Origin of the sequence: Paenibacillus sp. P13VS, from assembly GCF_015143645.1 — a bacterium.
In the GTDB taxonomy this organism is placed as follows: domain Bacteria; phylum Bacillota; class Bacilli; order Paenibacillales; family Paenibacillaceae; genus Paenibacillus; species Paenibacillus xylanilyticus_A.
In genome coordinates this window covers 726,031-750,842 of sequence record NZ_WYEV01000002.1, presented here as the reverse complement: position 1 = coordinate 750,842, position 24,812 = coordinate 726,031, and the positions used below count along the sequence as shown (strand labels likewise).

Annotated in this window: 16 protein-coding genes and 2 tRNA genes; 16 read left to right on the top strand and 2 right to left on the bottom strand. The window is 48.0% G+C overall.

Annotation, left to right across the window (positions count from 1 at the left end):
- Positions 1-50: 50 nt before the first annotated feature.
- From leuB to GUA98_RS04415, 15 genes are all read left to right on the top strand, one after another.
- Complete coding sequence (leuB, locus tag GUA98_RS04485; RefSeq protein ID WP_095288324.1) at positions 51-1,136, top strand: 3-isopropylmalate dehydrogenase; 1,086 nt, start codon at positions 51-53, stop codon at positions 1,134-1,136.
- Between the two features lie 288 nt (positions 1,137-1,424).
- Positions 1,425-1,964, top strand: a complete 540-nt coding sequence (locus GUA98_RS04480; protein WP_062320195.1) for a peroxiredoxin — start codon at positions 1,425-1,427, stop codon at positions 1,962-1,964.
- Between the two features lie 362 nt (positions 1,965-2,326).
- A complete protein-coding gene (locus GUA98_RS04475) occupies positions 2,327-2,743 on the top strand; it encodes a hypothetical protein (RefSeq protein WP_024628323.1) in 417 nt (138 codons plus the stop codon).
- 465 nt (positions 2,744-3,208) lie between these two features.
- Positions 3,209-4,312 carry an ATP-binding protein gene (locus GUA98_RS04470; protein WP_153977679.1) on the top strand — a complete coding sequence of 368 codons (1,104 nt, stop codon included), beginning with the start codon at positions 3,209-3,211 and terminating at the stop codon, positions 4,310-4,312.
- 124 nt (positions 4,313-4,436) lie between these two features.
- Positions 4,437-5,405: an AAA family ATPase gene (locus tag GUA98_RS04465; protein ID WP_153980625.1), complete on the top strand. Its 969-nt coding sequence runs from the start codon at positions 4,437-4,439 to the stop codon at positions 5,403-5,405.
- A gap of 2 nt (positions 5,406-5,407) precedes the next feature.
- A complete protein-coding gene (locus GUA98_RS04460) occupies positions 5,408-6,532 on the top strand; it encodes a DUF58 domain-containing protein (protein ID WP_193722145.1) in 1,125 nt (374 codons plus the stop codon).
- Entirely contained in the window at positions 6,529-7,839 is a 1,311-nt protein-coding gene (locus tag GUA98_RS04455) for a DUF4129 domain-containing protein (protein ID WP_193722144.1), read from the top strand. The genes GUA98_RS04460 and GUA98_RS04455 overlap by 4 nt, the downstream gene beginning before the upstream one ends.
- A 99-nt stretch (positions 7,840-7,938) precedes the next feature.
- Positions 7,939-8,895 (top strand): aldolase catalytic domain-containing protein, encoded by a 957-nt coding sequence (locus tag GUA98_RS04450; protein WP_095288318.1) that lies wholly within the window; start codon positions 7,939-7,941, stop codon positions 8,893-8,895.
- Between the two features lie 378 nt (positions 8,896-9,273).
- Entirely contained in the window at positions 9,274-11,400 is a 2,127-nt protein-coding gene (locus GUA98_RS04445; protein WP_193722143.1) for an EAL domain-containing protein, read from the top strand.
- Between the two features lie 142 nt (positions 11,401-11,542).
- Positions 11,543-11,616 (top strand) — tRNA-Pro (locus tag GUA98_RS04440).
- 11 nt (positions 11,617-11,627) lie between these two features.
- Positions 11,628-11,698 (top strand) — tRNA-Gly (locus GUA98_RS04435).
- A gap of 557 nt (positions 11,699-12,255) precedes the next feature.
- Positions 12,256-14,151: a ribosomal protection-like ABC-F family protein gene (gene abc-f, locus GUA98_RS04430; RefSeq protein WP_193722142.1), complete on the top strand. Its 1,896-nt coding sequence runs from the start codon at positions 12,256-12,258 to the stop codon at positions 14,149-14,151.
- A 419-nt stretch (positions 14,152-14,570) separates the two neighbouring features.
- Positions 14,571-15,605: a phenylalanine--tRNA ligase subunit alpha gene (gene pheS, locus GUA98_RS04425; RefSeq protein WP_193722141.1), complete on the top strand. Its 1,035-nt coding sequence runs from the start codon at positions 14,571-14,573 to the stop codon at positions 15,603-15,605.
- 69 nt (positions 15,606-15,674) lie between these two features.
- On the top strand, positions 15,675-18,128 hold the full coding sequence (gene pheT / locus GUA98_RS04420) for a phenylalanine--tRNA ligase subunit beta (protein WP_193722140.1): 2,454 nt from the start codon (positions 15,675-15,677) through the stop codon (positions 18,126-18,128).
- 138 nt (positions 18,129-18,266) lie between these two features.
- The gene (locus tag GUA98_RS04415; RefSeq protein WP_193722139.1) at positions 18,267-21,074 is read left to right on the top strand and encodes a hypothetical protein; all 2,808 of its coding nucleotides are present in this window, start codon (positions 18,267-18,269) and stop codon (positions 21,072-21,074) included.
- Between the two features lie 102 nt (positions 21,075-21,176).
- Here GUA98_RS04415 and GUA98_RS04410 read toward each other — a convergent pair whose 3' ends face one another.
- Together GUA98_RS04410 and GUA98_RS04405 are read right to left on the bottom strand one after the other, a co-directional pair.
- Positions 21,177-21,566 (bottom strand): cytochrome C oxidase subunit II, encoded by a 390-nt coding sequence (locus GUA98_RS04410; RefSeq protein WP_193722138.1) that lies wholly within the window; start codon positions 21,564-21,566, stop codon positions 21,177-21,179.
- A 246-nt stretch (positions 21,567-21,812) separates the two neighbouring features.
- Complete coding sequence (locus GUA98_RS04405; RefSeq protein ID WP_095288311.1) at positions 21,813-22,178, bottom strand: phage holin family protein; 366 nt, start codon at positions 22,176-22,178, stop codon at positions 21,813-21,815.
- Between the two features lie 188 nt (positions 22,179-22,366).
- Here GUA98_RS04405 and GUA98_RS04400 point away from each other — a divergent pair, with 188 nt between their 5' ends.
- The gene (locus GUA98_RS04400; RefSeq protein WP_193722137.1) at positions 22,367-24,733 is read left to right on the top strand and encodes an endonuclease MutS2; all 2,367 of its coding nucleotides are present in this window, start codon (positions 22,367-22,369) and stop codon (positions 24,731-24,733) included.
- The last annotated feature ends 79 nt before the right edge of the window (positions 24,734-24,812 follow it).

Sequence of the window (24,812 nt, the reverse complement as noted above, 5' to 3'; positions counted from 1 at the left end):
GTTAAATATGACACGTTCGATTGAGAATGAATGAAGGAGTTGGACAACCCATGACAGACGTAAAAAAAATTGCAGTCATCGCAGGTGACGGTATCGGTCCGGAAGTTGTAGCGGAAGCAGAGAGAGTACTTAAACGCACGGAGGAAGTTTTCGGTTATCGTTTTGAAACCGAGCACGCACTGTTTGGCGGAATTGCGATCGATGAAAAAGGCACACCTCTTCCAGAGGAAACACTTACCGTATGTAAAAGTGCGGATGCCGTGTTGCTCGGAGCCGTTGGCGGTCCAAAATGGGACAACAACAGCAAGGAACTCCGTCCGGAAACGGGTTTGCTGGGAATTCGCAAAGCGCTCGGATTGTTCTCCAACTTGCGCCCGGCAGTTGTGTTTGACTGCCTGAAGGATGCATCCACATTGAAACCTGAAGTACTGGAAGGCACGGACCTGATGGTGGTTCGGGAGCTGACAGGAGGCATTTACTTTGGTGAAAAATTCAGACGTGAAGGCTCCCAGGGGCAAGAAGCTGTGGATACCTGTGTATATAATGTAACGGAAGTGGAGCGAATTGTTCGTCAAGCATTCGAAATTGCTCAAGGACGCCGCAAAAAACTCGCATCTGTGGATAAAGCCAATGTACTAGAGACATCCAGACTATGGCGTGAAGTGGTAAACCGGGTAGCTCCGGAATATCCGGATGTTGAAGTGGAGCACGTTCTCGTTGACAACTGTGCGATGCAGCTGCTGCGTCGTCCAGCCAGCTTCGACGTCATCGTAACGGAAAATATGTTCGGAGATATCTTGAGTGATGAAGCAGCAATGCTGACAGGTTCAATCGGTATGCTGGCCTCTGCATCACTGGGCGAAGGCAGCTTCGGTCTGTACGAGCCGGTTCACGGTTCGGCGCCAGATATCGCTGGTCAAGGATTGGCCAATCCAATCGCAACGATTCTGTCGGTTGCACTTATGTTCCGTACAACCTTTGGTTACGCTGAAGGTGCGGATGCCATTGAAGCTGCTGTAGCTGAAGTGCTGAATGCAGGACACCGTACAAGTGATATTGCTGTAGATAAGAGCAAAGCCATCAGTACTACGGAAATGGGCGATCTGATCGTTGCAGCGATCCGTAAACAGGCATAATTCAGACATCATGATCGGGCAGCCCTTAGCTTTCCAATAGGAGAGATTGAGGGCTGTTCCTTTATATGTTGGGCTTTAGATTTTTGGCACGAAAATTTCTTATTTATAATTATTATAAAAAAATAACGTTTATAATCTTGACTTTGAGAAGTCCGGATGATAACATTTTACTTGTACTTGTTATCAAGTATCAAACCATTTTAATAACAGGAAAAGCGTCAGCGCTTTTCTTGATGATGAGCAATCCATATGGATGCTTACATAATCCCAAAGGAGGAATTTTTAGTTATGGCAGAACGTTTGGTTGGTAGACCAGCACCAGATTTCGCAATGGAAACAGTATCGGGAGACGGACAAGATTTTGGTTCCGTTAAATTGTCCGATTACCGTGGCAAATGGCTCGTATTCTTCTTTTATCCTTTGGACTTCACATTTGTGTGCCCAACTGAAATTACAGCTTTGAGCGATGCTTCCGAGCAATTCAAAGCTTTGGATACTGAAATTCTTGGCGTGAGCGTTGACTCCGTACACAGCCACAAAGCTTGGATCAACACACCTAAAGACAGCAATGGCTTGGGTCAATTGAACTTCCCACTGGCTTCCGACATCACGAAGCAAGTGGCTAAAGATTACGGCGTTCTGATCGAAGAAGAAGGCGTAGCACTGCGCGGTCTGTTCATCATCGATCCAGAAGGCGAATTGAAATACCAAGTAGTTAACCACAACGATGTAGGCCGCAGTGTTGAAGAAACACTTCGCGTACTGCAAGCACTGCAATCCGGCGGATTGTGTGCAATGAACTGGAAACCAGGCGACAGCAACCTGTAAGCCTGATTAACTTGAACGTTTGTGGTTCAAGCCCTCATCCCACTCGGGATTGAGGGCTTTTTGCACCCTTTTTCCCAAATATAATTTGGAAGTTGGATTAGGGTGTTTAGACAGGGCAAGAAACGTGTTAATGAAGTATTATAGGAATGAGAGGTTTTTACATCTCCTGAAAGAGGAATTGAAGGCCTTTGAGGCGAATAGGGTATGGAAACCCCGTAAATATTTTCGGGCCATCACCATGATAATATGGTAATGAATGAGATACACTGATGGAACAACTTCTTTTTCAGAAAAGCTGCAGGTGCTACGGAGACCATTTCTAAATATAAGGTCCCGGCACGTAATAAGGAGGGTGAACAAAAATGAGTTACTGTTGTGGGGCAAGTATGGTGGGAACAAAGGGCACGCTGAAGCATTACCGCACCCAGGTTCATAATGTTCCCCTGCTGTTTTGTCCGGTATGCCACCGGGTGGAAGTGCATTACAAAGTGGAAAATGAATATGAAATTTTGGCTGAATATGCGCATGGCGACGGAGCTTCCGAGATTGATTTTCAGGACTACGTGACAGAGGATGAGGATGCAATCTTCGAAAATTGCGTCAACCGCGAGAGCGAGGATGCAATGGTCATTGTTCAGCGACAGATTGACATGTCACTTGACCTCTTAAGACTGGCCAAGGAAATGAAGGATGAGAAGTGGGAGAGCGAACTCAAACGCCGATTAGCGGTAATGAGCCAGCGCAGACTTAAAATTCAGCACAATAAAAGCGGACTATAGATTAATTTGAATGCTATGCTATAAAATGTTATGTAATCATTTGGATATGAACGAAGCTGATTCGCGATATTTGCGAAAAGGCTTCGTTTTTGTGTTTTGAAAAACGGGTATTTCGAGGTTTTTCTTAAAATAATTACCATTCGACACTTTCTCTGATTGACTCTCTTCTATAAACTTGTCTATGATAAAAACAGACTTGCAAAAGAGGCGGAGCAAATAAAATGTTCGTGTTTGGGAATAGGAGAAGGTTTTGAATGGAACAAACCACATATATTATTTTCCGGATCAATTGTTGGTTACCGGGAATAGACCAGCTAAGGTTCCGGACGTGCCATCCATATTTTCGGCTCAGCCCCCCAACGAAAGGGCACCGGTAATGAAAAATAAATCGGCCCTTCCTGTTTCTGTGATGATATGATGTCCGAATGGCAAGTTTATCATTTACGTGAAAAGGAGGAACCTGTCATGATTAGTGAATTTCAGGATACAGTGCCTCACCCAACGAACAGTTTCCCGCCTGTACATCTGGATTACAACAAATATGAAAATGTTCTGGAGCATTTGGATAGCGGTATTATGTTGTTTGACAGCAACGGTGTATTGACGTTTATTAACGTTCAAATGGCAAAATTGTTGGAGCTTCCCCGAAGTCTGTTGAGCGGCTGCACCCTGATGCAAATGCTGCATCATCCACAGATGAGCCGATTCAAGAAAAAGAAAATTTTACGGATCTACCGGGAGACCATCTTCCACCGTAAGCGCTATCATGAACTGATTGATGAGTATGGCAGACACTGGCTGGTCACGGTAACCTACGGAGATCAAATGGATGGAGATTTTTTGTTCAGTGTCAAGGACGTATCGGATTATAAACAAATAGAACAGACTGCTTATCAGAATGACAAGCTCGCTATGCTGGGACGCATATCAGCATCCATCGCGCATGAAATACGCAATCCTTTGACAGCGATCCGCGGGTTTATACAGCTGCTGCGCCCACATTTGCTGCAATTGGGGAAAGATGAATACGCCAGGATCATATTGACGGAGATTGACAGGGCGAACGATATTATTTACGAATTCCTGAATTCCTCCAAACCGTCAGCACCGCAGAAGACCATTATGTCGGTGGATTCCTTACTCAAAGAGGTGGTCTTACTAACGGAGAGCGAAGGCTTGATGAAAGGGTGCGAGATTACCCTAGATGAAGCAGACGCGCCGATGAACGTCTCCATTGATGTTAAACAGATTAAGCAGGTTATTCTGAATATGGTGAAAAATGCAATGGATGCCATCGAGGGCGTAGGCGAGGAGCATACAGGTCTCATACGAATCTCCACTGAAACCGAGAACAGGTATGTGCAGATTTCTATTACGGATAACGGTCAGGGTATGGACCACAACACGCTTGTACGTCTGTTCGATCCATTTTTCACGACTAAAGAGAGCGGGACAGGACTAGGTCTTTCGGTAAGTTATCGCATCATCAAAAACCATGGAGGCACAATCTCGGTTGACAGTAAAAAGGGTGAAGGGACCCGGTTTATAATTATGCTCCCATTAGTGTAATACCGCAGGATGAGCAGGAATCGGCATGTTGGCCGGTTCCTTTTGTTTTTTTTTGGAAGCATTATGGGTTATAGTTAGAATGAATGCGGATACATACTCATAGCTTGCGAAAGGAAGGTGCATGATGAATATTCAGGAAATGGAACAGATGAATAAACATCTGACGAAGCATGTGGGACAGGTTATTGTAGGCAAGGAGCGAACCATAGAACTAATCATGACCGCAGTTATCGCTTCAGGACATGTATTGCTTGAGGACGTACCGGGTACAGGAAAAACAATGCTGGCCAAATCGGTAGCTTCGTCTTTGGATTGTACGTTTCAACGTATACAATTCACCCCTGACCTGCTGCCGTCTGATCTGACGGGGATTCACTTCTACAATCAAAAGTCTGGTGACTTCGAATTCAGAGCAGGTCCGTTGTTCGCGAACCTTGTGCTGGCCGACGAGATCAATCGGGCTACACCGCGAACCCAATCGAGCTTACTGGAATGTATGGAAGAGCGACAGATCAGTATTGATGGCTCAACGAGACAGCTTGAACGTCCATTCATCGTAATAGCAACCCAGAACCCGATTGATAATCAGGGGACCTTCCCGCTGCCTGAGGCTCAAATGGACCGATTCATGATGAAAATTCGCATGGGTTACCCAAGCAGTGATGAAAGTGTAGAGATTCTGAGAAGGACTGTAGCCGGTCGTTCGGTTAACGATCTTACATCCATATTAAGTCGTGAGCAGCTTCTTGAGGCGCAGCGTACATACCAGTCCGTCCAGGTTGAAGAAGACCTGCTTAAATACATGGTTCGTCTTACAGAAGAGACACGCAGACATCCTGAGCTTTCGCTTGGTGTTAGTCCAAGGGGAGCGCAAGCTTTACTGAAGGCGTGTCAGGCATGGGCCGCATTGCATGGCAGGGATTACGTTCTACCAGATGATATCAAGGTTCTGGCTGAACCTGTACTGGCTCACCGACTTGTATTCCGTAATAGGGTGAGGCAACAGGAAGGCGCTGCGGAGCGGATCATTCATGAGATTCTGACCCAGGCAGAGGTGCCAACGGAGAGCATTGGCACCGGCAGTGGACGGTAATTATGGCACTATTATGGCTAGTCATTGTAGGGGGCATTATCATTGGCCTACAAGGTGTATGGTTTGGACGCCCGGCATTACGAAGACTGAAGTATACACGTGAATTCAGCAAACTGCGCTGTTACGCAGGCGATGAGCTTGAGATGGTGGAAACAATAGCGAATGAGAAGCGGGTCACAGTACCCTGGCTGAGACTAGAGGCAATGATGCCCGGATCTTTTGTATTTCGCAGTGGTTCAGGCATGGATATTAGCCAGGGAGATATTTACCAGAATCACAAAAGTATATTTACCTTGAAACCATTTACGAGAATTACACGCAAGCATCCGATTATATGCAGTAAACGTGGTATCTACACGTTGAATACGGTGACCATGACAGGTGGAGATCTGTTTGGCGTCTGGCGCAGTACCCAACCGATCCCTGTTCATCTGTCCATGATCGTATATCCTTCGCTGGTCGCTGCTGAAGATCTGCCTGCCATTTACCAGGTGTGGCAGGGGGAGGTAGAGGTATCCCGCTGGATCGTGGAGGATCCATTTCTTATTCTTGGCGTACGTCCTTACGGAGCAGGCGATCCCATGAACCGAATTCATTGGAAAGCAAGCGCACGTACAGGTGAGCTGCAGGTATACAAGCAAGGCTGGACAGCTGATCCGCAGTCCTGGATTATTGTAAATATTCAGGAGTCGGAGGATATGTGGAGTGTAGTAACCCGACCTGAGCCAATTGAGCGTGCGCTGAGCTATGCGGCAACAGCTGCTGCCGATGCGATTGGCAGAGGGCTCCCTGCCGGATTTGCTCACAACGGCTATCGGGTAAATGGCGGGCGTGATCCGCTTCGAATCGAACCCGATTATGGCAGCCCGCATCTGGAGCTGCTTTTGGAGGCAATGGCTGAAACCGAGCTGAAATGCATGGTTCCCATGGAACAGTTCCTGAATGATGAAGTGAAGCGCAATGAGGAAGCTCATCAAGCACGAAGCTATCTTTTGATTACATCTTACGTTTCTACTGCTATGGAGCATGAGATTGCTCGCCTGCATGAACAGGGACACCGAGTAACCATTCTGCCTGTGGAGCCAAATCACAGTGGTACGAAGAGTAGCAAGGCGGTGAGTGCATGAGTGATTCGACCTGGGAAAGTAAATCAAGAATAGGGATGTCTCTGCTCGCGACGCTGCTGATTGGCGTTTATGTGTTTCCCTTGTTGACCCTTACTTCATTCTACGCATACGGCCATTTTCCTTATATTCTGCTGATCATCTATGCTCTGACAAGCGGCATTGGCGTGCTGCTAGGCCACAGGTTTCAAGGATTAGGAACCCGTATGTGGCTTCGGCTAGTTGGAGCTCTGCTCCTGGGGGTGGTTGTCTCCCTTATCGTGGCTTGGATAACCGGATTTACAGGACCGGAATTAATCACAGCTCTTCTGTGGGGGGCGTTATCAGCCTTTGTGGGCCTGGCACCAGAACCATCGCTTCGCTCCACCTTGATGTGGAGATGGCAGATCTTCGGCGTTGTCGGGTCTATTATAGGAGGCATTTTCTCGCATTGGGTCGAGCCCTTATTCCCATTGCAGACCTATGGAGGAGCATTATATGCAGCAGGCTTCATCAGTTTTGTTGCTTGTCTCCTTAATGTCTACAGTGCACAGCTGGATAGAGCCGTATTAAATGATGGCAAGAGAAAGATTGTGCTTCGGGAATTCAATAGAGCCAATCATCAGCGGTTGATATGGATGTTGTTAATCATTGCAGGTATCGGAGCATTTCCCAGTCTAGCTGCCTGGCTCGCTCCACTGCGGGATCGTCTGCTCGCATGGATCAGAGGATTAATAGGCCCATCTTCCGATCCGCAGCTGCCCATGACACCAGACTCTGGTATTGACCCATCTAAGCTTCCAGGCAGAGTGACAGAGCAGTCAGAACCATCTGTTTTCTGGGACATGCTGGGATGGTTCGTTCTAGGTGCTTCGGCTGCGCTGATTCTATGGCTTATCTTCAGATTGGGACGAAAGACTATAAACCTTCTTATGGACCGATTGAGGGGGATGATGGAACCCAGGGAGCGGAGGGCCGAGCCGCGGACCGAATACATCGATATTAGTGAAACGTTGGAAACACCCGTGAGACCACGCAAACCCTGGTTCCGTAAAAAAGAAACACCCCCCTCACAGGAGGCGGAGCGGGTACGTTACTACTACAGAAAATGGATAGATCAAGCCAGGCAGCAAGGCGTGGAAATTGAAGCTGCACAGACTCCGCTGGAAGCAGCAGAGAAGATCCTGCTTCATAAGTCATCTTCAGACAAGCAAGATACGCAGAGATTTTCCGACATGTTAACAAGGACATATAACGCGGTTCGTTATGGCAGAAAAGCTCCTAACCCTTCCGAAATGTCCGAGATTGATCGGAACTGGAAGTCTCGATAGAACCATTAGACCCAATAACGTGTTTATCCCTTTACTTTTCTTGTCACGTTCAAGTATCATGAGAGGAATACACAAGTTGGTCAGAAAAGGAGCAGACAAATGAAGACAAATCATTGCAAAATTGTAGATTGCACCATTCGTGATGGCGGATTGGTAAATAATTGGGACTTTAGCGTGGACTTCGTTCAACAGCTATATGCTGGATTGAATGAGGCAGGCGTTGATTATATGGAAATCGGTTATAAAAACTCGCCGAAACTGCTGAAAGGTGCCGAAGAAGCAGGACCATGGCGTTTCCTGAATGATGACTTCCTGCGCAAAGTGATCCCGCAAAAAGGAAATACCAAATTGTCTGCTCTGGTTGACGTCGGACGTGTGGACGAGAATGATATTTTGCCGCGCAGTGAGAGCATGCTGGATCTGATCCGTGTAGCCTGCTACAGCAAAGATGTGGACAAGGCTTTGGCCCTTGTTCAAACATTCCATGATCGTGGCTATGAAACAACCCTGAACATTATGGCTTTGTCCAATGTCATGGAGAACGAACTGCTCGAAGCTTTTGAATTGATCAAAGAGAGCTCCGTAGACGTTGTGTACATCGTTGACTCTTATGGAAGCCTTGACCATAACGACGTGAAGTACCTCGTTGAAAAGTTCAAAACCCATCTGCCAAACAAACGTCTCGGTGTTCACACTCACAATAACATGCAGCTTGCATTCTCTAATACGCTTGTAGCTGCAGAGCTTGGCGTTGAGCTGCTGGATGCTTCCGTATATGGTATGGGCCGTGCAGCAGGTAACTGCCCGACTGAACTTCTTGTGGCGCATCTGAAGGGTACGAAATATAACTTGCGTCCGGTACTTGGCGTATTGGAACAATTGATGGTTCCTCTTCGCGAAAAAGAAGAATGGGGCTACATCCTGCCATATATGATCACAGGAGCACTCGACGAGCATCCGCGTTCGGCAATGGCCTTGCGTTCGTCAGCCGAGAAGGATAACGTTGTGGATTTCTATGATAAATTGACAACGCCTGAAGTGAATTTTGATAAATAATTTTTTCGGTAAACATCATAAAAGCAACGGTCATGTATCAGATTCCCCGCAATGCACTTGGTATGGAAAATAGTCTGATATGCTGTTGCAAACTAAAGGGACATGGACTCCAATGGGAGATTCATGTTTTTTTAGTTCTTAATGCCTTGTTTTTCTACGTGGATATGAATACATATTCCTATTTTCAACTATTTTTTAGTTCACGTCCGTAGAATTAAATGTTATTATGTACCAGATAGCATGTACTGGCATGTGAATTGAACGTTGGTAAATATTTATTGTCGAATGGTGTAATAATGAAAGTTTTCAAACCTGAACGTCACAGGCGAGGGCTAAAGGTTATTCAGGATAGGTGATCCCGGGAAGGATAAACAAGGCATGAAGGCAAATTCGCAAGATCAGAGAAAAGTAAGCTTGGTCGCACTAGGCGGCTTATTATGTTTCCTCGTAAGTCAATGGTATCGTTCCTCTGTAAGCTCTGATCTAATCATATCCGGATACCCTGTGCTGACGCTACTCGGCGGATTCGTTGCAGCTGCAGCCTGTATCGGGATTTACAACCAAAGCTGGTTGTTCCAGACCCAAAAGTTAACCCTGCGCAGAATCATGATTACAACACTCTTTTTGTTGATTGGCCTGTTTGAATTAATTCATATCGTTTCATACGCGGAAGAGATGCCAAGTGGCGCCATGATGGAATCCGAATTTTCCCTCAAATTGATGACGCTGGGCTCTGTGGTCTGTGCAGTGGGTTTATTGCTTATTTATGCAGTGAGAGAAAAAGAGATTGCATTACCGCGTAAGTTCTTACTATTTAGCGGAACGCTGGGTACGTTTGTCCTGTTGTACACAGCTAGTGTTCAGGAATGGAGCTGGCTGCCGAAATTAACCCAGCAAGAAGTGTTAAGTGAAACGTTTATGAAAATTCACTTCTTGGTCGGTCTTCTTTACGGGATCACCGCATTTGTGTTGTTTTTGAAGTGGAAGAAGGGTAAAGAGGGAGATTTGCCTTCTATTCTGTGTGGGGCCCTGTGCTTCTTCTACGGAGAGTGTTACTTGATTTCTGCAACGCAGATCAGCGACTTGAATCTGTTATTTGCATTGTGGATGAATTGTCTGGGATATTTCTTTGTACAAAAAGGACTATATACAACGGTAGTGGATACACCGTTTTTGAAGCAGCAGGCTGCTGAAGCCAAGATGAACTATATTGCTCATCATGACGATGTAACGGGTCTGCCAAATCGCCGCCGCCTTTCCCAGAGACTCAAAAGATTGATGGATGAAGCCGTGAAGCAGGACGAGCTCGTCGGTGTACTCGTTTTGAATATCAACCGGTTCAAAACGATTAACGACTCCCTCGGTCAGCAGGCTGCTAACCGTGTTCTTCGTCAAGTGGGGCAGCGTCTGAAGCAATCGTCTCTGCCTGGCGAAGAAGTGTATGGTCTTGGCCGGGACGAGTTTGTGGTCACGATGACAGACTTCTGGAATACAGAAAATGCTCTGCGCAGAACAAGATCGATTTTGCAGCTGTTTGAAAAGCCGGTCATGGTTGATGGCAACGACTATCATATAACGCTTGGAATTGGCATGGCCATATATCCCCATGACGGGGGATCACCCGAGGAAATCATTCAAAATGCGGATACTGCGCTTCATAACGCCAAGGAACAGGGGATCGAATTGAACCGATATGCCCATGCAATGCAGATGAAGGCGCAGGAACGACTGCAGCTGGAGAATGATCTGCGCAAAGCGCTGGATCGAGGTCAGTTTTATCTTGTATATCAACCTCAGATCAATATCGCAAGTGGTTTAATCGTTGGTATGGAGGCTCTGGTACGCTGGGAGCATCCACAGCGCGGGGCAATTTCACCTGCAGAGTTTATCCCGTTGGCAGAAGAGAGCGGACTAATTGTACCGCTGGGCGAGTGGGTCCTTCGGGAGGCATGTGCACAGAACAAGCTATGGCAGGAAGCTGGATACCGCAAACTGTGTGTGTCTGTCAATCTCTCGATGAGACAGTTCAGACATTCCCATCTGCTGGATAACATCAACGGCATACTGAGGGAAACTGGATTGGAGCCGGATTGGCTGGAACTGGAGATTACCGAAAGTATGACATTTGACAAAGATCGTGCGTTTGAACAACTTCGCAAAATTAAAGAGATTGGTGTGCAAATCAGTATTGATGATTTTGGAACAGGATACAGTTCACTGCATTACCTGAAGGATCTGCCGATTGATCGGCTCAAAATTGACCGTTCATTCGTGAACGAAGTCATGGAGAATCGCAATAATGCAGCGATCGTCTCCACCATTACGTCCATGGCTCATCATCTGCAATTGAAGGTGACTGCCGAAGGAGTGGAGAACGAGTCGCAGCTGGTGTTCCTTCGGGATCAGCACTGCCATGAAGCACAGGGATACTTTTTTAGTAAACCCATTGTGGCGGCAGATTTTGAAAAGCGTTTTTTACGAGATGTGGATAAACCTACAGGATAGCCATCAGACAGGAGCGGGAATCGCTTCTGTCTTTTTCGTTTGGGACCCAGCAGCAAAAAATGGGAATTAAAAGTTGCAAGGACCGGATGAACATGTTATATTAGTTTTTGTAAAAACCGTGTTAAGATTCTTAGGAACTTAACGGGACGTAGCTCAGCTTGGTAGAGCACCTGGTTTGGGACCAGGGGGTCGCATGTTCAAATCGTGTCGTCCCGATCGTCAATCGCGCGGGTGTAGTTCAATGGTAGAACTCCAGCCTTCCAAGCTGGTAGCGTGGGTTCGATTCCCATCACCCGCTTAACTTAGAAAACCTTCTTGTTCATGACAAGAGGGTTTTCTTTTTTTACTCAAAGTGATGAAAGCGCAGTATTTTCTTTCTAACATTCATTCTAAGCTTTGCAATTATCCCAGCTTCTGGTACAATAACGGAGAAATTGATACTATACATGAATGAGAGGTAACCACACGTCCCATGAAGTAAGACACATGAATTGAACCCCAGTAACTGCAGAAGAAGTATGACGCAGTCAGCCGAAGCGGCTGAGCAATGAGGGGATTCGTGTGTCCAAATTCAGCTATGGGATCAGGTGTGTGTGCTAGCCGAGAATTGGGGTTTGTGTACCCTTCTTGGGTGTTTATTTGTCATACCTGGGTGTACCTTATGCTTGTTTTTTGACGCTTTATCCAAACCTGAATTGCCAGACCGCCGGCGCATGCCAGCGGTTTTTTTTGTTCAGGAAATGATGTCTAAGGTTTCCTGCGGGCCGAGGCAGCTCTGCGTGATCGAGATTAACGATATCATCTCGAAGAAGCTCGGGATGAATTTGATTTTTAACGCAGGAAGGATGAAGTCTTATGATGACATTGGTACGCCTACATGAAGTATCAAAAGAATGGAACGGGATGGAATTGTTTGCAGGATTAAATCTGGAAATTAACGAAGGTGAGCGGCTTGCGATTCTCGGTCGCAATGGATGCGGTAAAACCACATTGTTACGCATCATTTTAGGGGAAGAGGAGGGAGGCGGACACATTGAGCGCCACGTCCCCCAGAAGGAGTGGGGATTCATGCGTCAACGCTCTCTAATTGACCCCGGTATGAAGGTGCTGGATGCAGTTCGGAAGGAAAGCGGCCGGATCTATGAAGTGAAATGTGAGTTGGAAGAACTGGAAAGGCGTATGGGCATGAGCGGGAGTGAAGATGAGCAGCGGCTGCTTGAAGCCTATACCGTAGCCATGGAGCAATATGAGCAGCTGAACGGCTACATGTGGGAGACCGAGGTGGAAAAGGTGTTGACCCGTCTGGGGTTAAGCTCGGAGCACTGGAACAGATCCTATCACTCCTTGAGTGGTGGACAAAAAACCAAGGCAAGGCTGGCAGGACTGCTGGTCAGCAAGCCCAAATTTCTTATTTTGGATGAACCGACGAATCATTTGGATGAAGATAGCATGCGATGGCTCGAAGAATGGCTATCCAATTACAGCGGCACGCTGCTCTTTGTTTCACATGACCGGACCTTTATTGATCAGGTAGCAACAGGTGTCATTGAGTTTAGTCCGCAAGCGCTGACCAAATATAAAGGTGGATATTCTGACTACAAAGTTCATAAGGAGAGGGAACGACGAGAACAGGAAACCCTATACCGCAAACAGGAACTGGAGCGCAAAGCGCTTGAAGAGACCATTCGCAATTATCAGGAGTGGTTCCATAAGGCCCACAATTCAGCAACGGACGTGGAGGTTAAGATCACTCAGAGCTTTTACAAAGCCAAAGCCAACAAAAACATTTCACGTTACCATGCAAAACAGAAGCAGTTGGAACGGCTGGAGAATGAGCGGGTAGAGAAACCTCGCGATGCAGTCAAGCTAAACATGGAATTGCAAGTTGACACGTTAGCTGCACGCCAGCTGCTTGAGATGAGAGACGTCTGCTTCGCATATCCGGGGGGACAGCCGTTATTTCACAATCTGGGAATTGCCGTCGGGCGAGGGGATCGGCTTGCCGTACGTGGACCGAATGGTACGGGGAAAACGACCCTGCTGAAGCTGATGATTGGTGAACTTGAACCAGAGCAGGGGGTGGTGAGAAGACATCCACAGCTGAAGATCGGTTACTTTTCTCAAGAGCTTGAGGGACTTCCCGAGAATCAGACGCTGCTGGACAGCTTGCTCAGTCTCCCATCCATGACTCAGAGTGCTGCCCGAACCATTCTGGGATGTTTTCTATTTACCAGAGAGGATGTATTCAAGCGCATCGGGAACCTGAGTATGGGAGAGAAATGCAGGGTTGCCTTTTTGAGATTATACTTTGGCGGTGCAAACTTGCTGGTTCTGGATGAGCCGACAAACTATCTGGATATTGATACCCAGGAAGTGATGGAGAATGTATTAAAACAGGCTTCGGGTGCTCTGGTCCTTGTGTCTCATGATCGAATGCTGACCAAAATGCTGGCAAATCGCTTGCTTGATCTGGAGCCAGGAGGGAAGGTTACAGTCTTTGAAGGAGGAGTTCTGGATTGGGAAGAGTCGAGAAAGCTCCGAGATGCTTCACTTGGCCAGCGGGAATCGGATGATGAACGAATACGCCTGGAAATGCGACTGTCCGAACTGCTATCTCCCATGAGCAATGCAGGCATAGATATCCTTGCCCATCCGGAAGCTGCTGAAGAACGAGCTGCGGAAGCCGCTGAGATCCGTGACATTCAAGAGCGGTTAATTCAGCTTCGGCGGAAGGATACGAGCAAAAAATAGATGATTGACTGGCTTGCTATTTCGATTGAATTTGCATATAATTATGAACGATCATCGATAAATACGTCGATATAGGTTTAATTCATTAACAAACGTGATGATGGAGACAAGTAAGCAGTGCCTCTGGACAGGGAGGAAGCGCCGTAGATTGAGAGCGTTTCTGTAGAACAAGGCTGCCGAAATTCACTCCGAAGCGGTTCCCTGAACTTGACTTGGCAGCAATTGCTGAGGCTCAGCAGTAGGGGCAAACGGTTAACGGTCGTTATTCCGTACAGAGTGAGACAGACGTGTTGCAGGCCGGAAGGGCCAGTCAGCACCGGATGTCTAACAAGGGTGGTACCACGGTCTTTTCGTCCCTTTTGGGGAGAAAAGGCCTTTTTTTGTTGAAAAATAACACCACATAAAGGGGGCAATTACACATGAAAGAACGTTTAGAAGCATTGAAGATTGAAGCGCTGGAACAATTGTCCGGCGTGAACGATCCGCAGACGCTTGGTGATCTGCGTGTGAAGTATTTGGGGAAAAAGGGTGCATTGACCGAAATTCTGCGTGGCATGGGTGCACTTAGTGCAGAGGAACGTCCCGTAATCGGGCAGGTGGCCAACGATGTTCGTGGTGCCATTGAGGAAGTCATCGACAGCAAGCAGGAGCAGTTCCAGAAGGAAGAGACAGCGAAGCGCCTTCAGTCCGAGACCATTGATGTTACCCTGCCAGGACGTCGTGGACGTCAAGGCGGTCTGCATCCACTAACCAAAGTGGTACAGGAAATCGAAGATATTTTCATCGGCATGGGATATCGCGTAGCGGAAGGTCCTGAGGTGGAGATGGATTACTACAACTTTGAAGCACTGAATCTGCCGAAGAATCACCCGGCTCGCGATATGCAGGATTCCTTCTATGTAACAGATGACCTGCTGATGCGTACCCATACGTCTCCGGTGCAAGTACGCACCATGCAAAGCATGAAAGGGGAAGTACCTGTCAAGGTCATCTGCCCGGGTAAAGTATACCGCCGTGATGATGACGATGCTACGCATTCCTTCCAGTTCAATCAGGTTGAAGGGTTGGTCATTAGCGAAAACATTCGTATGAGCGACTTGAAGGGTACTCTGCTGCAATTTGTGCGTGAAATGTTCGGTGCTCACACTGAAATTCGTCTGCGTCCAAGCTTCTTCCCGTTCACCGAGCCGAGTGCTGAAGTGGATGTAACCTGTGTACAATGCGGCGGCAGCGGCTGCCGAGTATGTAAACAAACCGGATGGCTTGAAATTCTGGGCGGCGGTATGGTTCATCCGAAGGTGCTGGAAATGGGTGGTTATGATCCTGAGAAGTACAGCGGTTTCGCCTTTGGTATGGGGGTAGAACGTATCGCGATGCTGAAGTACGGTATCGACGACATTCGTCATTTCTATAACAGTGATCTGGCATTCCTGAAGCAATTCGGACGGCTGTAGACTTTACGATAAGCAAGCGCTAAAGGAAATTTAGCTAAACCAATTTATAGATTAAGGAAGTGAACGTCCATGAGAGTATCGACAGATTGGCTGTCTGATTATATTGCCCTTGAAGGTGTGACGCCACAGGAACTGGCAGAGAAAATTACACGTGCAGGGATCGAAATCGATGTAGTGGAGAACCGCAACCAGGGCGTAAACAAAGTGGTTGTAGGGTATGTGAAGAGCAAGGAGAAGCATCCGGATGCGGACAAATTGAACGTATGCATCATTGACGCCGGTCAGGAAGAGGATCTTCAGATCGTATGTGGAGCGAAAAATGTGGATGCGGGTCAAAAGGTAGCCGTAGCCCTGGTTGGAGCGAAGCTCCCTGGCGGTTTGGATATCAAAAAAGCCAAGCTGCGCGGCGTCGTTTCACTTGGTATGATCTGCTCTGCAAAAGAGCTCGGCATGAACGACAAGCTGCTTCCTAAAGATCAGCAGGAAGGTATTCTTGTTCTGCCGGAGCAAACGGAAATCGGGACACCAATCAGCCAAGTGCTTGGTCTGGACGATCATGTGCTTGAACTGGATCTGACACCAAACCGTTCCGACTGCCTGAGCATGCGTGGTGCAGCTTATGAGGTTGGCGCCATTCTGGGTCGTGAAGTGAAGCTGCCTAATCCGAAAGAACAGCTGGTTGAAGTCGGTGATGCTGCTGCCGATCATATCTCCGTTGAGATTGCAGCTCAGGAACAATGCAGTCACTATGCTGCACGTTATGTAACAGGCATCAAACTAGGGCCTTCTCCGCTCTGGATGCAGAACCGTTTGATGGCTGCTGGTGTTCGTCCAATTAACAACATCGTGGATATCACGAACTATGTCATGCTGGAGTACGGTCAACCGCTGCACGCCTTTGATGCAGATAAACTGGAAAAAGGTCATATTGAAGTACGCATGGCTAAGGAAGGCGAAACGATCGTGACCCTGGATGGTCAGGAGCGTAAGCTGGAACCGCATATGCTGCTGATTACCGATGGCGTGAAACCGGTAGCCATTGCGGGTGTAATGGGTGGCGAGAATTCCGAGGTATCGGAAGGCACAGTCAATCTGCTGCTCGAGTCCGCCAAGTTCGACGGCGGAACGGTTCGGAAAACGTCGCGCCAATTGGGGCTGCGTTCCGAAGCTAGCATGCGTTTTGAGAAGGAAGTTGACCCGGGGGCTGTTATCACGGCATTGGACCGTGCGGCTGAATTGATTCAGCGCTATGCTGAAGGCCAAGTGCACCAGGGAATTGTGGAAGCCGGAGCAGAGGTGGCAGAGAAGGTTGTTATCCAGCTGTCACTGGACAGACTGAACCGTTATCTGGGAACCGACCTTTCACTGCTTGAGGTGAAAACCATTTTTGCTCGTCTGCACTTTGCATGCGGCGATGCGGAACAGGGATTGCTTGATGTGGAAGTACCAACGCGCAGAGGCGATATTACCCGCGACGTAGATCTCTTTGAAGAAATTGCCCGTTTGTACGGATACGACAACATTCCAACTACATTGATTGAAGGACCGACAACACCAGGAGCCTACACACGCTCACAGGCTATGCGCCGTACCATTCGTGGATTGCTCGCAGGCAGCGGGTGGCAGGAAATGATCAGCTACTCCTTTGTACATCCGGATAAAGCGTCCTTGTTCCCGGCATTGACTGCAGGAAGCAAGGCGGTAAAGCTGGCTATGCCTATGAGTGAGGATCGCAGCGTGCTTCGCACAAGCGTTCTGCCGCAAATGCTGGATGCAGCAGTGTACAACATGAACCGGAAGCAGGATTCACTTGCTGTATTCGAAGTGGGCAGCGTGTTCTTCACTGAAGAAGAAAGGCTGACGAAGCAGCCGCATGAAATTCCGGTCCTGAGCTTGCTGCTTACAGGTAACCGTGCCGCTCAGCAGTGGAATGTAGGGGTAGAAAAAGTGGACTTCTTCGATCTGAAAGGTACGCTTGAGAACCTGTTCTCCTATGTTGGATTGGAACAACGCATTCGTCTTGTTGCAAACAGTCCGGAAGGGTTCCATCCGGGACGTTCTGCCTCCGTATATTTGGAAGGGAAGGACGGCGGTGAAGGTAAATTGATCGGTACCATGGGTCAATTGCATCCTGAACTGCAACAACAATATGATCTGAACGATGTGTATATCGCAGAGATTGCTCTTGAGGCAATCTATAGTGAAGCAGACGTGGATATCCGTTACCGTGAGCTTCCGCGTTTCCCGGCTGTTGAACGCGATATTGCCGTAGTCGTAAGTAAAGACATTGAAGCAGGAGCCATGCTGAGCTCGATTCGTGAGGCTGCAGGAGAGCTGCTGCAAACCGTACAGGTATTCGATGTGTTCATAGGCAGCAAACTGGGTGAAAACAAGAAGAGCGTGGCGATGGCGCTTGTGTATCGCAACCGCGAGCGTACGCTGACGGACGAGGAAATCACCGAGGTTCATGCTCGTGTGGTTGCCCGTCTGGAGGAGCAATTCGGAGCAGAATTGCGCAAATAGAACCGAAGCCAATTTTTTGAACTACAATTAGCAGGAATTGCTTGAAGTCACATCGAATCCTTAGCATTAGAGGATCGATGTGACTTTTTTGTCATTACAGCTTAGAATCAACATACAGACTTGAAGGAGGGCACAACTGTGACTACACCTGATCGTACACGCGTCACCGTAGAGATCTACGGGACTTCCTATAAACTGGTTGGCAGCAGTGCCGACTATATGAAACAAGTAGCTAATCTGGTGGATGAGCGCATGAGCGCAATTTCCAAGAACCATTCCCGTCTGGATACCCCGCGTATTGCGGTACTGGCGGCTGTACATATGGCTGAACAGTCTCTTCAGACCCAGGAGATCCGTAATGAACTGAAAATGCTGACTGGTGAACGGACAGAACTTCGAAATGAATTGAACAGGCTGAATGCAATTCAAAGTGAACATCAGAAGGAGCTGGAGCGTCGTGACCAGGCGCTGGCTGAGGCGACCAAGCAGAAGACTGAGGCAGAACAGGCCATGGCGAAGCTGCAATCTGAGAAGCAGGATGAAGTAAACAAGCTGCAATCATTGCTTGAACAGGAACGAAGTCAGGCTGCAGCTCGTGAACAAAAGTTGCAGTCACAGACTGCTGCGCAGCTGAAGGAAGCCGAAGAGAAGATGAAATTGCGACTGAAAGAAGCTGAAGAGAAGGCGGCCAACCAGCTTAAGCAGGCTCAGGCTCAGGCAGCTGCGGAGCTGAAGGAAGTACAGGCACGGGCTGCAGCCGAATTGCAGCAGAGCCAGGCAAAGGCAGAAGGACAATACAAAGAACTGCAGGATAAGACAGCAGCCCAACTAAAAGAAGTACAAGCACGGGCTGCTGCTGAGTTGCAGCAGAGCCAGGCGAAGGCAGCAGGACAGTACAAGGAACTTCAGGATAAAACAGCAGCACAGATTAAGGAAGCGGAGAGTCGTGCTGTCGCAGAACGCCAGAGAATCGAGGCAAAGGCGGCACAGCAGGTGCAGTCAGCCAAAGAGGAAGCCGAGGCAGCGATTTTGTCCGAATTGGAACAGGCCGAGAGTCAATTGAAGAAGGTTCAGGAAGAGGCCGAGCTTCAATACCGTGAACTTCAATCCCAAACGGATCAGCGCTTGCAAGAGGCGAAGCAGCAGGCAGAAGAGCAATTAAGACTCCAGCTTGGCAAGGTCCAGGAAGATCAGGCATCACAGCTGCAACAAACGAAAGAGGAACACTTAACAGAGATCGAAAAGCTAAAAGCCGATTTCCACGAATCCTCAGAGCAGGCCGAATTGGAATGGATGGAAAAAGAAGCAGCCTATGAGGAGCAATTACAACAAGTAAGAGCCGAGGCAGCTTCTCAGTTCACAGAAGCCGCAGCTAATGCTGAGGCCAAACTGCAGGAAGAACGTGGGAAACTGCTGCAGCAGTTGAAAACCGAGCGCACACAAGCCGAGGGTCGTGTAGCGGAAATTGAGACCCAGCTTAAGGATATACGCAAGCAGCTTGAAGAGGCCCAGGAAGTGGCTGCTGATCAGGAACAGCAGCTCCAGCAGGAACGCGCTGAGCAGGATGCATTGCTCAAGGAACAAGCGCAGCGCAAACAGGCTCAGGAAGTTCAGGCTCGGCGCATAACGGAACTTGAACAGCAGTTGGGGCAGCTGAAGGAAGACAGTACCCAGCTCCAGGAGCAGCTGCGTGAAACGGAAATCGCTTTGCAAAAGTCTCGTGAAACGGAGCAGGAATGGAAACGACAATACAACGAGACGGTGGAGAGAGAAACTTCTCTTGCAGCACAGCTTCGGAAAGTTCAGGAGCAGCATGGACTGCTTGAAAAAGAAATCCAGAAGCTTCGTGAAGCCGAAGAGAAATCCGAGAATGAGCAGCGTAGATTGCAGAAAGTTCTGGAGCAGGCTCATGCTGCCGTACGAACACTGCAAAATGAAATCAGCACGCTTACCGAAAGCGAAAAATCCTGGAAAGACCTCGCTGAACAGCGCCTTGTCGAAATGGGAGAGCTGGAGACTCAGGTGCTTGAGGCAGCAGAACAGAATGAAACACTGGAGTCTGGTGTACAGTCCCTTCATGATGAATTAACCGTGGTTAAGGAAGAAGCTCGCGGGTACAGAGAAGAAGCGAATCGCTATAACGAACAGGCAAGTCGTGTGCAGCAGGAGCGCGAACAGCTTGAAGATGAGCTGAACCGGATCCGTGAAGAGCTAAACCAACTTCAGGAATCCTATACACAAATCCGCAACGATTATGGGGATGCATTACAGCGGGAGGAAAATCACACGCGCAAGCTTGCTGAACTGGATCAGGAAAAGCAGGCACTGGAACAAGCAATTGCAACATCCGGCGAGCATGCTGCCAAGCTAACTGAGCAAATCTCAGAACAAAGAAACCTGCTTGCACAGACAGAGGAAGAAGCACTTGAATGGCAGATTAAGCATGAAGAATTGTCTGCAAAACAGGCAGAGCTTATATCACAACTGGATGAGTTAAAGGAGCGGGAAACCCGGTTACTCTCTCGTGTGGAACAAGCCGAGCAGCAGGACCAGGTTTGGCAGCGTCGTGCAGATGAATGGGCCGTACAGGAGCAATCCTGGCAGGAACGCTGGAACCAGCTTGAGAATGAATTGAATGCCTGGCAGAAGGAAAGTGCCGCCAGTGTTGAAAAGGTAGAGGCGCTAGAACAGGAGCGTGAGCAGCTTGATAAGCTCCGTAACGAAGCTATAGAAGAGAAACAAACGATGGAAAATGAACTGCTGGAGATTGGTGAGCGCTACGAACTCGCTGCGAATCAGCTTCGACTGCTGCAGGTTGAACGCGAAATGGAGCAGGAGAAGGCAGAGCAGCTGAACATGGAGTATCGCCAGCTGCTGGATGAATATACGAAGTTGCAGACGGAATATAACGAATGGATCGAATTGATTGAACAGGATCAGACCTAAGGGCATCAGATCATAACTTAAATCATGGGCATCGTACGATTGTACAATTTGTTATAATACAGAAAGAGCTCCCGTCGTTACGGGGGCTCATTGTCTTGGGACTTATTCTTCGACAATAATTTTGGAGATCATGCTGCTATGTCCACTTCCACAAAACACGGAGCAGGACATCTCGAATTCTCCAACCTTGTCAGGGGTAATAACTTTAGAGCTGTTTCTGGTGTCCAGCTGAAGATTCAGCTCCGGAACGAGAATGCCATGATTACCATTGACGTTTTCGTAAACAATGTTAACGGGGACCCCTTTTTTAAGATGATATTCCGGTTGATCAAATTCATAGTTGCTCGCTTTAATGACGAGTTCTTCGCTAGCGGTTACGCCTGCATCGGATTCACCGCTGCTGTCCGAACCTGCTGATTGTTTGCTTGCTCCGCAAGCGGCGAGAACCAGGATTAACATGCAGGCTGCAAGCCAAGCCATAGTCTTTTTCATCATGAGCCTCCTTAAGCATGATATAGATGAAATTTTAATCATTTCTCAAGTCATCATACCGCAAAATGGTAAGGCCTGTACATGAAGGCTATGTCGTTTTTTTGAAGAATAGCCAGTAAGACTTTCTCTCTAATCTTGAGGAAGGCTGAGCGGTTATGGAAATGAAAAAACCTCATCTGGCATATGGCCATCAGAGGTTGAAGGAAGAATCGCAGGTGCTATGCAGTTGCATTAGTTAGCTGCTTCTTAGTTGTTATTCTTGGAGCTTCGTCCTGCTTCAAAAGGTGTGGATACCGGAATGAACAAATCGATAATCCCAATCACCAACGCAGCAAGAATAGCGCCAAGCAAACTAACTTCGACATGGTCAACAATATATTGACCAAGCCAGATCACCAATGCACTGACAATGAAGCCGACGATTCCACGGCCAAAAGGAGTGACCCTTTTGCCAAAGACGCCTTCAATGATCCAACCGAGCAGTGCAATAACCAGAGCGAGCAGCAGAGCGCTCCAGAAACCACCTACAGCAAATCCGGGAACGATCCAGCTGACAACCATCAATACGATTGCAGCGATGATAAAACGTACAACATGTCCCAAGAAGTTCAACGTGTTTACCTCCTTTAAGTTCAGATCGGATTATGCATACGGAACCATCACACATGAAGAGGTTGCAAAATCCTGACACCTGTAGTTTGCGGCATGATGTCAAAACTTATGTGTGGAAGGATTCGTTAAATAGCGCAGTAAAGTTTCTTTCGTTATAATACAGATATAGTTTGGAAGGAGTTGTACACTTGGACACGAAAATTTTACACACACTGGAATACCGCAAAATTTTAAATACATTGCAAAGCTATGCCCAAACAACCATGGGTAAGAAGAAAGCGGAACAACTGGAACCCATCAGTGAATTGGAAGAAGTAAAACGGTTGCTCCAGCAAACCGATGAAGCCTTCACTTTTGATCGTCTGAAAGGGGCACCTTCTTTTGGAGGCATTGTGGACATCACGGCATCCGTCAAACGGGCCGAAATTGGAGGAACCCTGAATCCGCATGAACTTCTCGGGATTTCCAATACAACCTTGGCTGCTCGCCGCCTGAAACGCCAGATTGCCGCTCTTCACGAAGATGAGAAGATTGAGTCCCTGTTCTTTATCAGCGATCAGCTGTCGGAGCAAAAAGCACTGGAAGACGCGATTCGCGTCTGTATTGATGACAATGCAGAAGTGGCGGATAGCGCCAGTGTAACTTTGGCCCAAATCCGGCGTGAACTGCGCGGGGGAGAAGCCAGAATCCGTGAGAAACTGGACTCCATGATCCGTTCCTCCACCGTATCCAAAATGCTTCAGGATCAACTGATCACCATTCGTGGAGACCGATTCGTTATCCCGGTAAAAGCGGAATACCGCTCTTACTTCGGCGGGATTGTACACGATCAGTCCGGTTCAGGAGCCACACTGTTTATTGAACCAGAGTCTATCGTAGCGATGAACAATAAATTGCGTGAGACCCGAATCCGGGAAGAACGCGAAATTGAAGTGATTTTGCAGAAATTGACAGCACTTGTCAGTGAGCAGGGTGAGTGGCTGTTGTATGATGTCGATTTGCTGGGCTCCCTGGACTTTATCTTCGCCAAAGCACGGCATGCCCGTGAATTAAAAGCCACCTTGCCGCGCATGAATGATCGTGGGTTTATTAAGCTCAAAAAAGGGCGTCACCCGCTGATTGCGATTGAAAATGTGGTGCCGACCGACATTGAACTGGGCAATGACTATACATCCATTATTGTGACAGGGCCGAATACGGGTGGTAAAACCGTAACACTCAAAACCATTGGATTACTAAGCCTCATGGCGATGTCCGGCTTGTTTGTTCCTGCTGAGGATGGTAGTCAGCTCTGTGTATTTGACGCAATATATGCCGATATTGGGGACGAACAGAGCATTGAGCAGAACCTAAGTACGTTCTCCAGTCATATGACGAACATTATCCGGATTCTGAAAAATATGACTACCAAAAGTCTGGTGCTGCTTGACGAGCTTGGTGCAGGAACGGATCCTGCCGAAGGATCGGCACTGGCAATCTCCATTCTGGAACATATGCATCAGACAGGATGCCGCATGGTCGCGACAACACACTACAGTGAGCTGAAAGCTTATGCTTATGAACGCAAAGGTGTCATTAACGCCAGCATGGAGTTTGATGTGAATACGCTAAGTCCTACCTACCGTTTACTGGTCGGTGTTCCGGGACGAAGCAACGCATTTGCGATCGCTGAGCGCCTTGGTTTGCCAGGATACATTCTCGATTACGCTCGTGGCGAAGTGAAGGAAGAGGATCAGCGTGTGGAACACATGATTGCTTCCCTGGAAGAAAACCGGCTTACAGCCGAGCAGGAACGGGAAAATGCGGAGCGTCTCCGTCAGGATATGGAGAAATTGCGGAGCCGTCACCAATCCGAACTTGAGAAGCTGGAACAGCAGCGTGAGCGCCGGATTGAAAAAGCAGAGGAAGATGCCCGTAACATCGTGGACAAGGCGAGAGCCGAAGCTGAGAAAATTATTGCGGACCTGCGTCAGCTTGCGATGGAGGAAGGCGCATCCGTGAAAGAGCATAAGCTGATTGCTGCCCGCAAACAGCTGGATGAAGCTGAACCGGAAAGACGTAAAAAGACAGTGAAGCGTACGGGATCAGCACCTAAAACCCGGGCGATCGGCCCAGGAGATGAAGTGCACGTATACAGCTTGAACCAAAAAGGGCATGTCGTGGAATTATCGGGCAGCAAAGAAGCAGTAGTACAGCTGGGGATTATGAAAATGAAAGTATCCCTGGATGATCTGGAACTGAAGCAATCTGCACCCGAAGCCAAGCCGAAGCAGAAACCGGTTACTGGCATGAAGCGTACACGTGATGACAACGTGAAGAGTGAACTGGATCTGCGAGGAACCAATCTGGAGGAAGCATTGATGGAGACGGACCGTTTTATCGATGAAGCCTTCCTGGCGAACTTGGGTCAGATCTATATTATTCATGGTAAAGGGACGGGAATTTTGCGTTCCGGTATTCAGGATTATCTGCGTAAGCATAAACATATTAAAAGTTACCGGCTGGGCAATTACGGAGAAGGCGGAAACGGCGTAACGGTTGCAGAATTGGAATAGCCGGACCTTGAAACAACGGTGTTCCACTGCGTGGTGAGAGGGGCAGTGGAACAGGGAAGGGGAACAGTGAGTGAAAGGG

Excerpts from the sequence above, each read along its gene's own strand:
- leuB (WP_095288324.1), top strand. The coding sequence starts at position 51 with ATGACAGACGTAAAAAAAATTGCAGTCATCGCAGGTGACGGTATCGGT.
- GUA98_RS04480 (WP_062320195.1), top strand. The coding sequence starts at position 1,425 with ATGGCAGAACGTTTGGTTGGTAGACCAGCACCAGATTTCGCAATGGAA.
- GUA98_RS04475 (WP_024628323.1), top strand. The coding sequence starts at position 2,327 with ATGAGTTACTGTTGTGGGGCAAGTATGGTGGGAACAAAGGGCACGCTG.
- GUA98_RS04470 (WP_153977679.1), top strand. The coding sequence starts at position 3,209 with ATGATTAGTGAATTTCAGGATACAGTGCCTCACCCAACGAACAGTTTC.
- GUA98_RS04465 (WP_153980625.1), top strand. The coding sequence starts at position 4,437 with ATGAATATTCAGGAAATGGAACAGATGAATAAACATCTGACGAAGCAT.
- GUA98_RS04460 (WP_193722145.1), top strand. The coding sequence starts at position 5,408 with ATGGCACTATTATGGCTAGTCATTGTAGGGGGCATTATCATTGGCCTA.
- GUA98_RS04455 (WP_193722144.1), top strand. The coding sequence starts at position 6,529 with ATGAGTGATTCGACCTGGGAAAGTAAATCAAGAATAGGGATGTCTCTG.
- GUA98_RS04450 (WP_095288318.1), top strand. The coding sequence starts at position 7,939 with ATGAAGACAAATCATTGCAAAATTGTAGATTGCACCATTCGTGATGGC.
- GUA98_RS04445 (WP_193722143.1), top strand. The coding sequence starts at position 9,274 with ATGAAGGCAAATTCGCAAGATCAGAGAAAAGTAAGCTTGGTCGCACTA.
- abc-f (WP_193722142.1), top strand. The coding sequence starts at position 12,256 with ATGATGACATTGGTACGCCTACATGAAGTATCAAAAGAATGGAACGGG.
- pheS (WP_193722141.1), top strand. The coding sequence starts at position 14,571 with ATGAAAGAACGTTTAGAAGCATTGAAGATTGAAGCGCTGGAACAATTG.
- pheT (WP_193722140.1), top strand. The coding sequence starts at position 15,675 with ATGAGAGTATCGACAGATTGGCTGTCTGATTATATTGCCCTTGAAGGT.
- GUA98_RS04410 (WP_193722138.1), bottom strand. The coding sequence starts at position 21,566 with ATGAAAAAGACTATGGCTTGGCTTGCAGCCTGCATGTTAATCCTGGTT.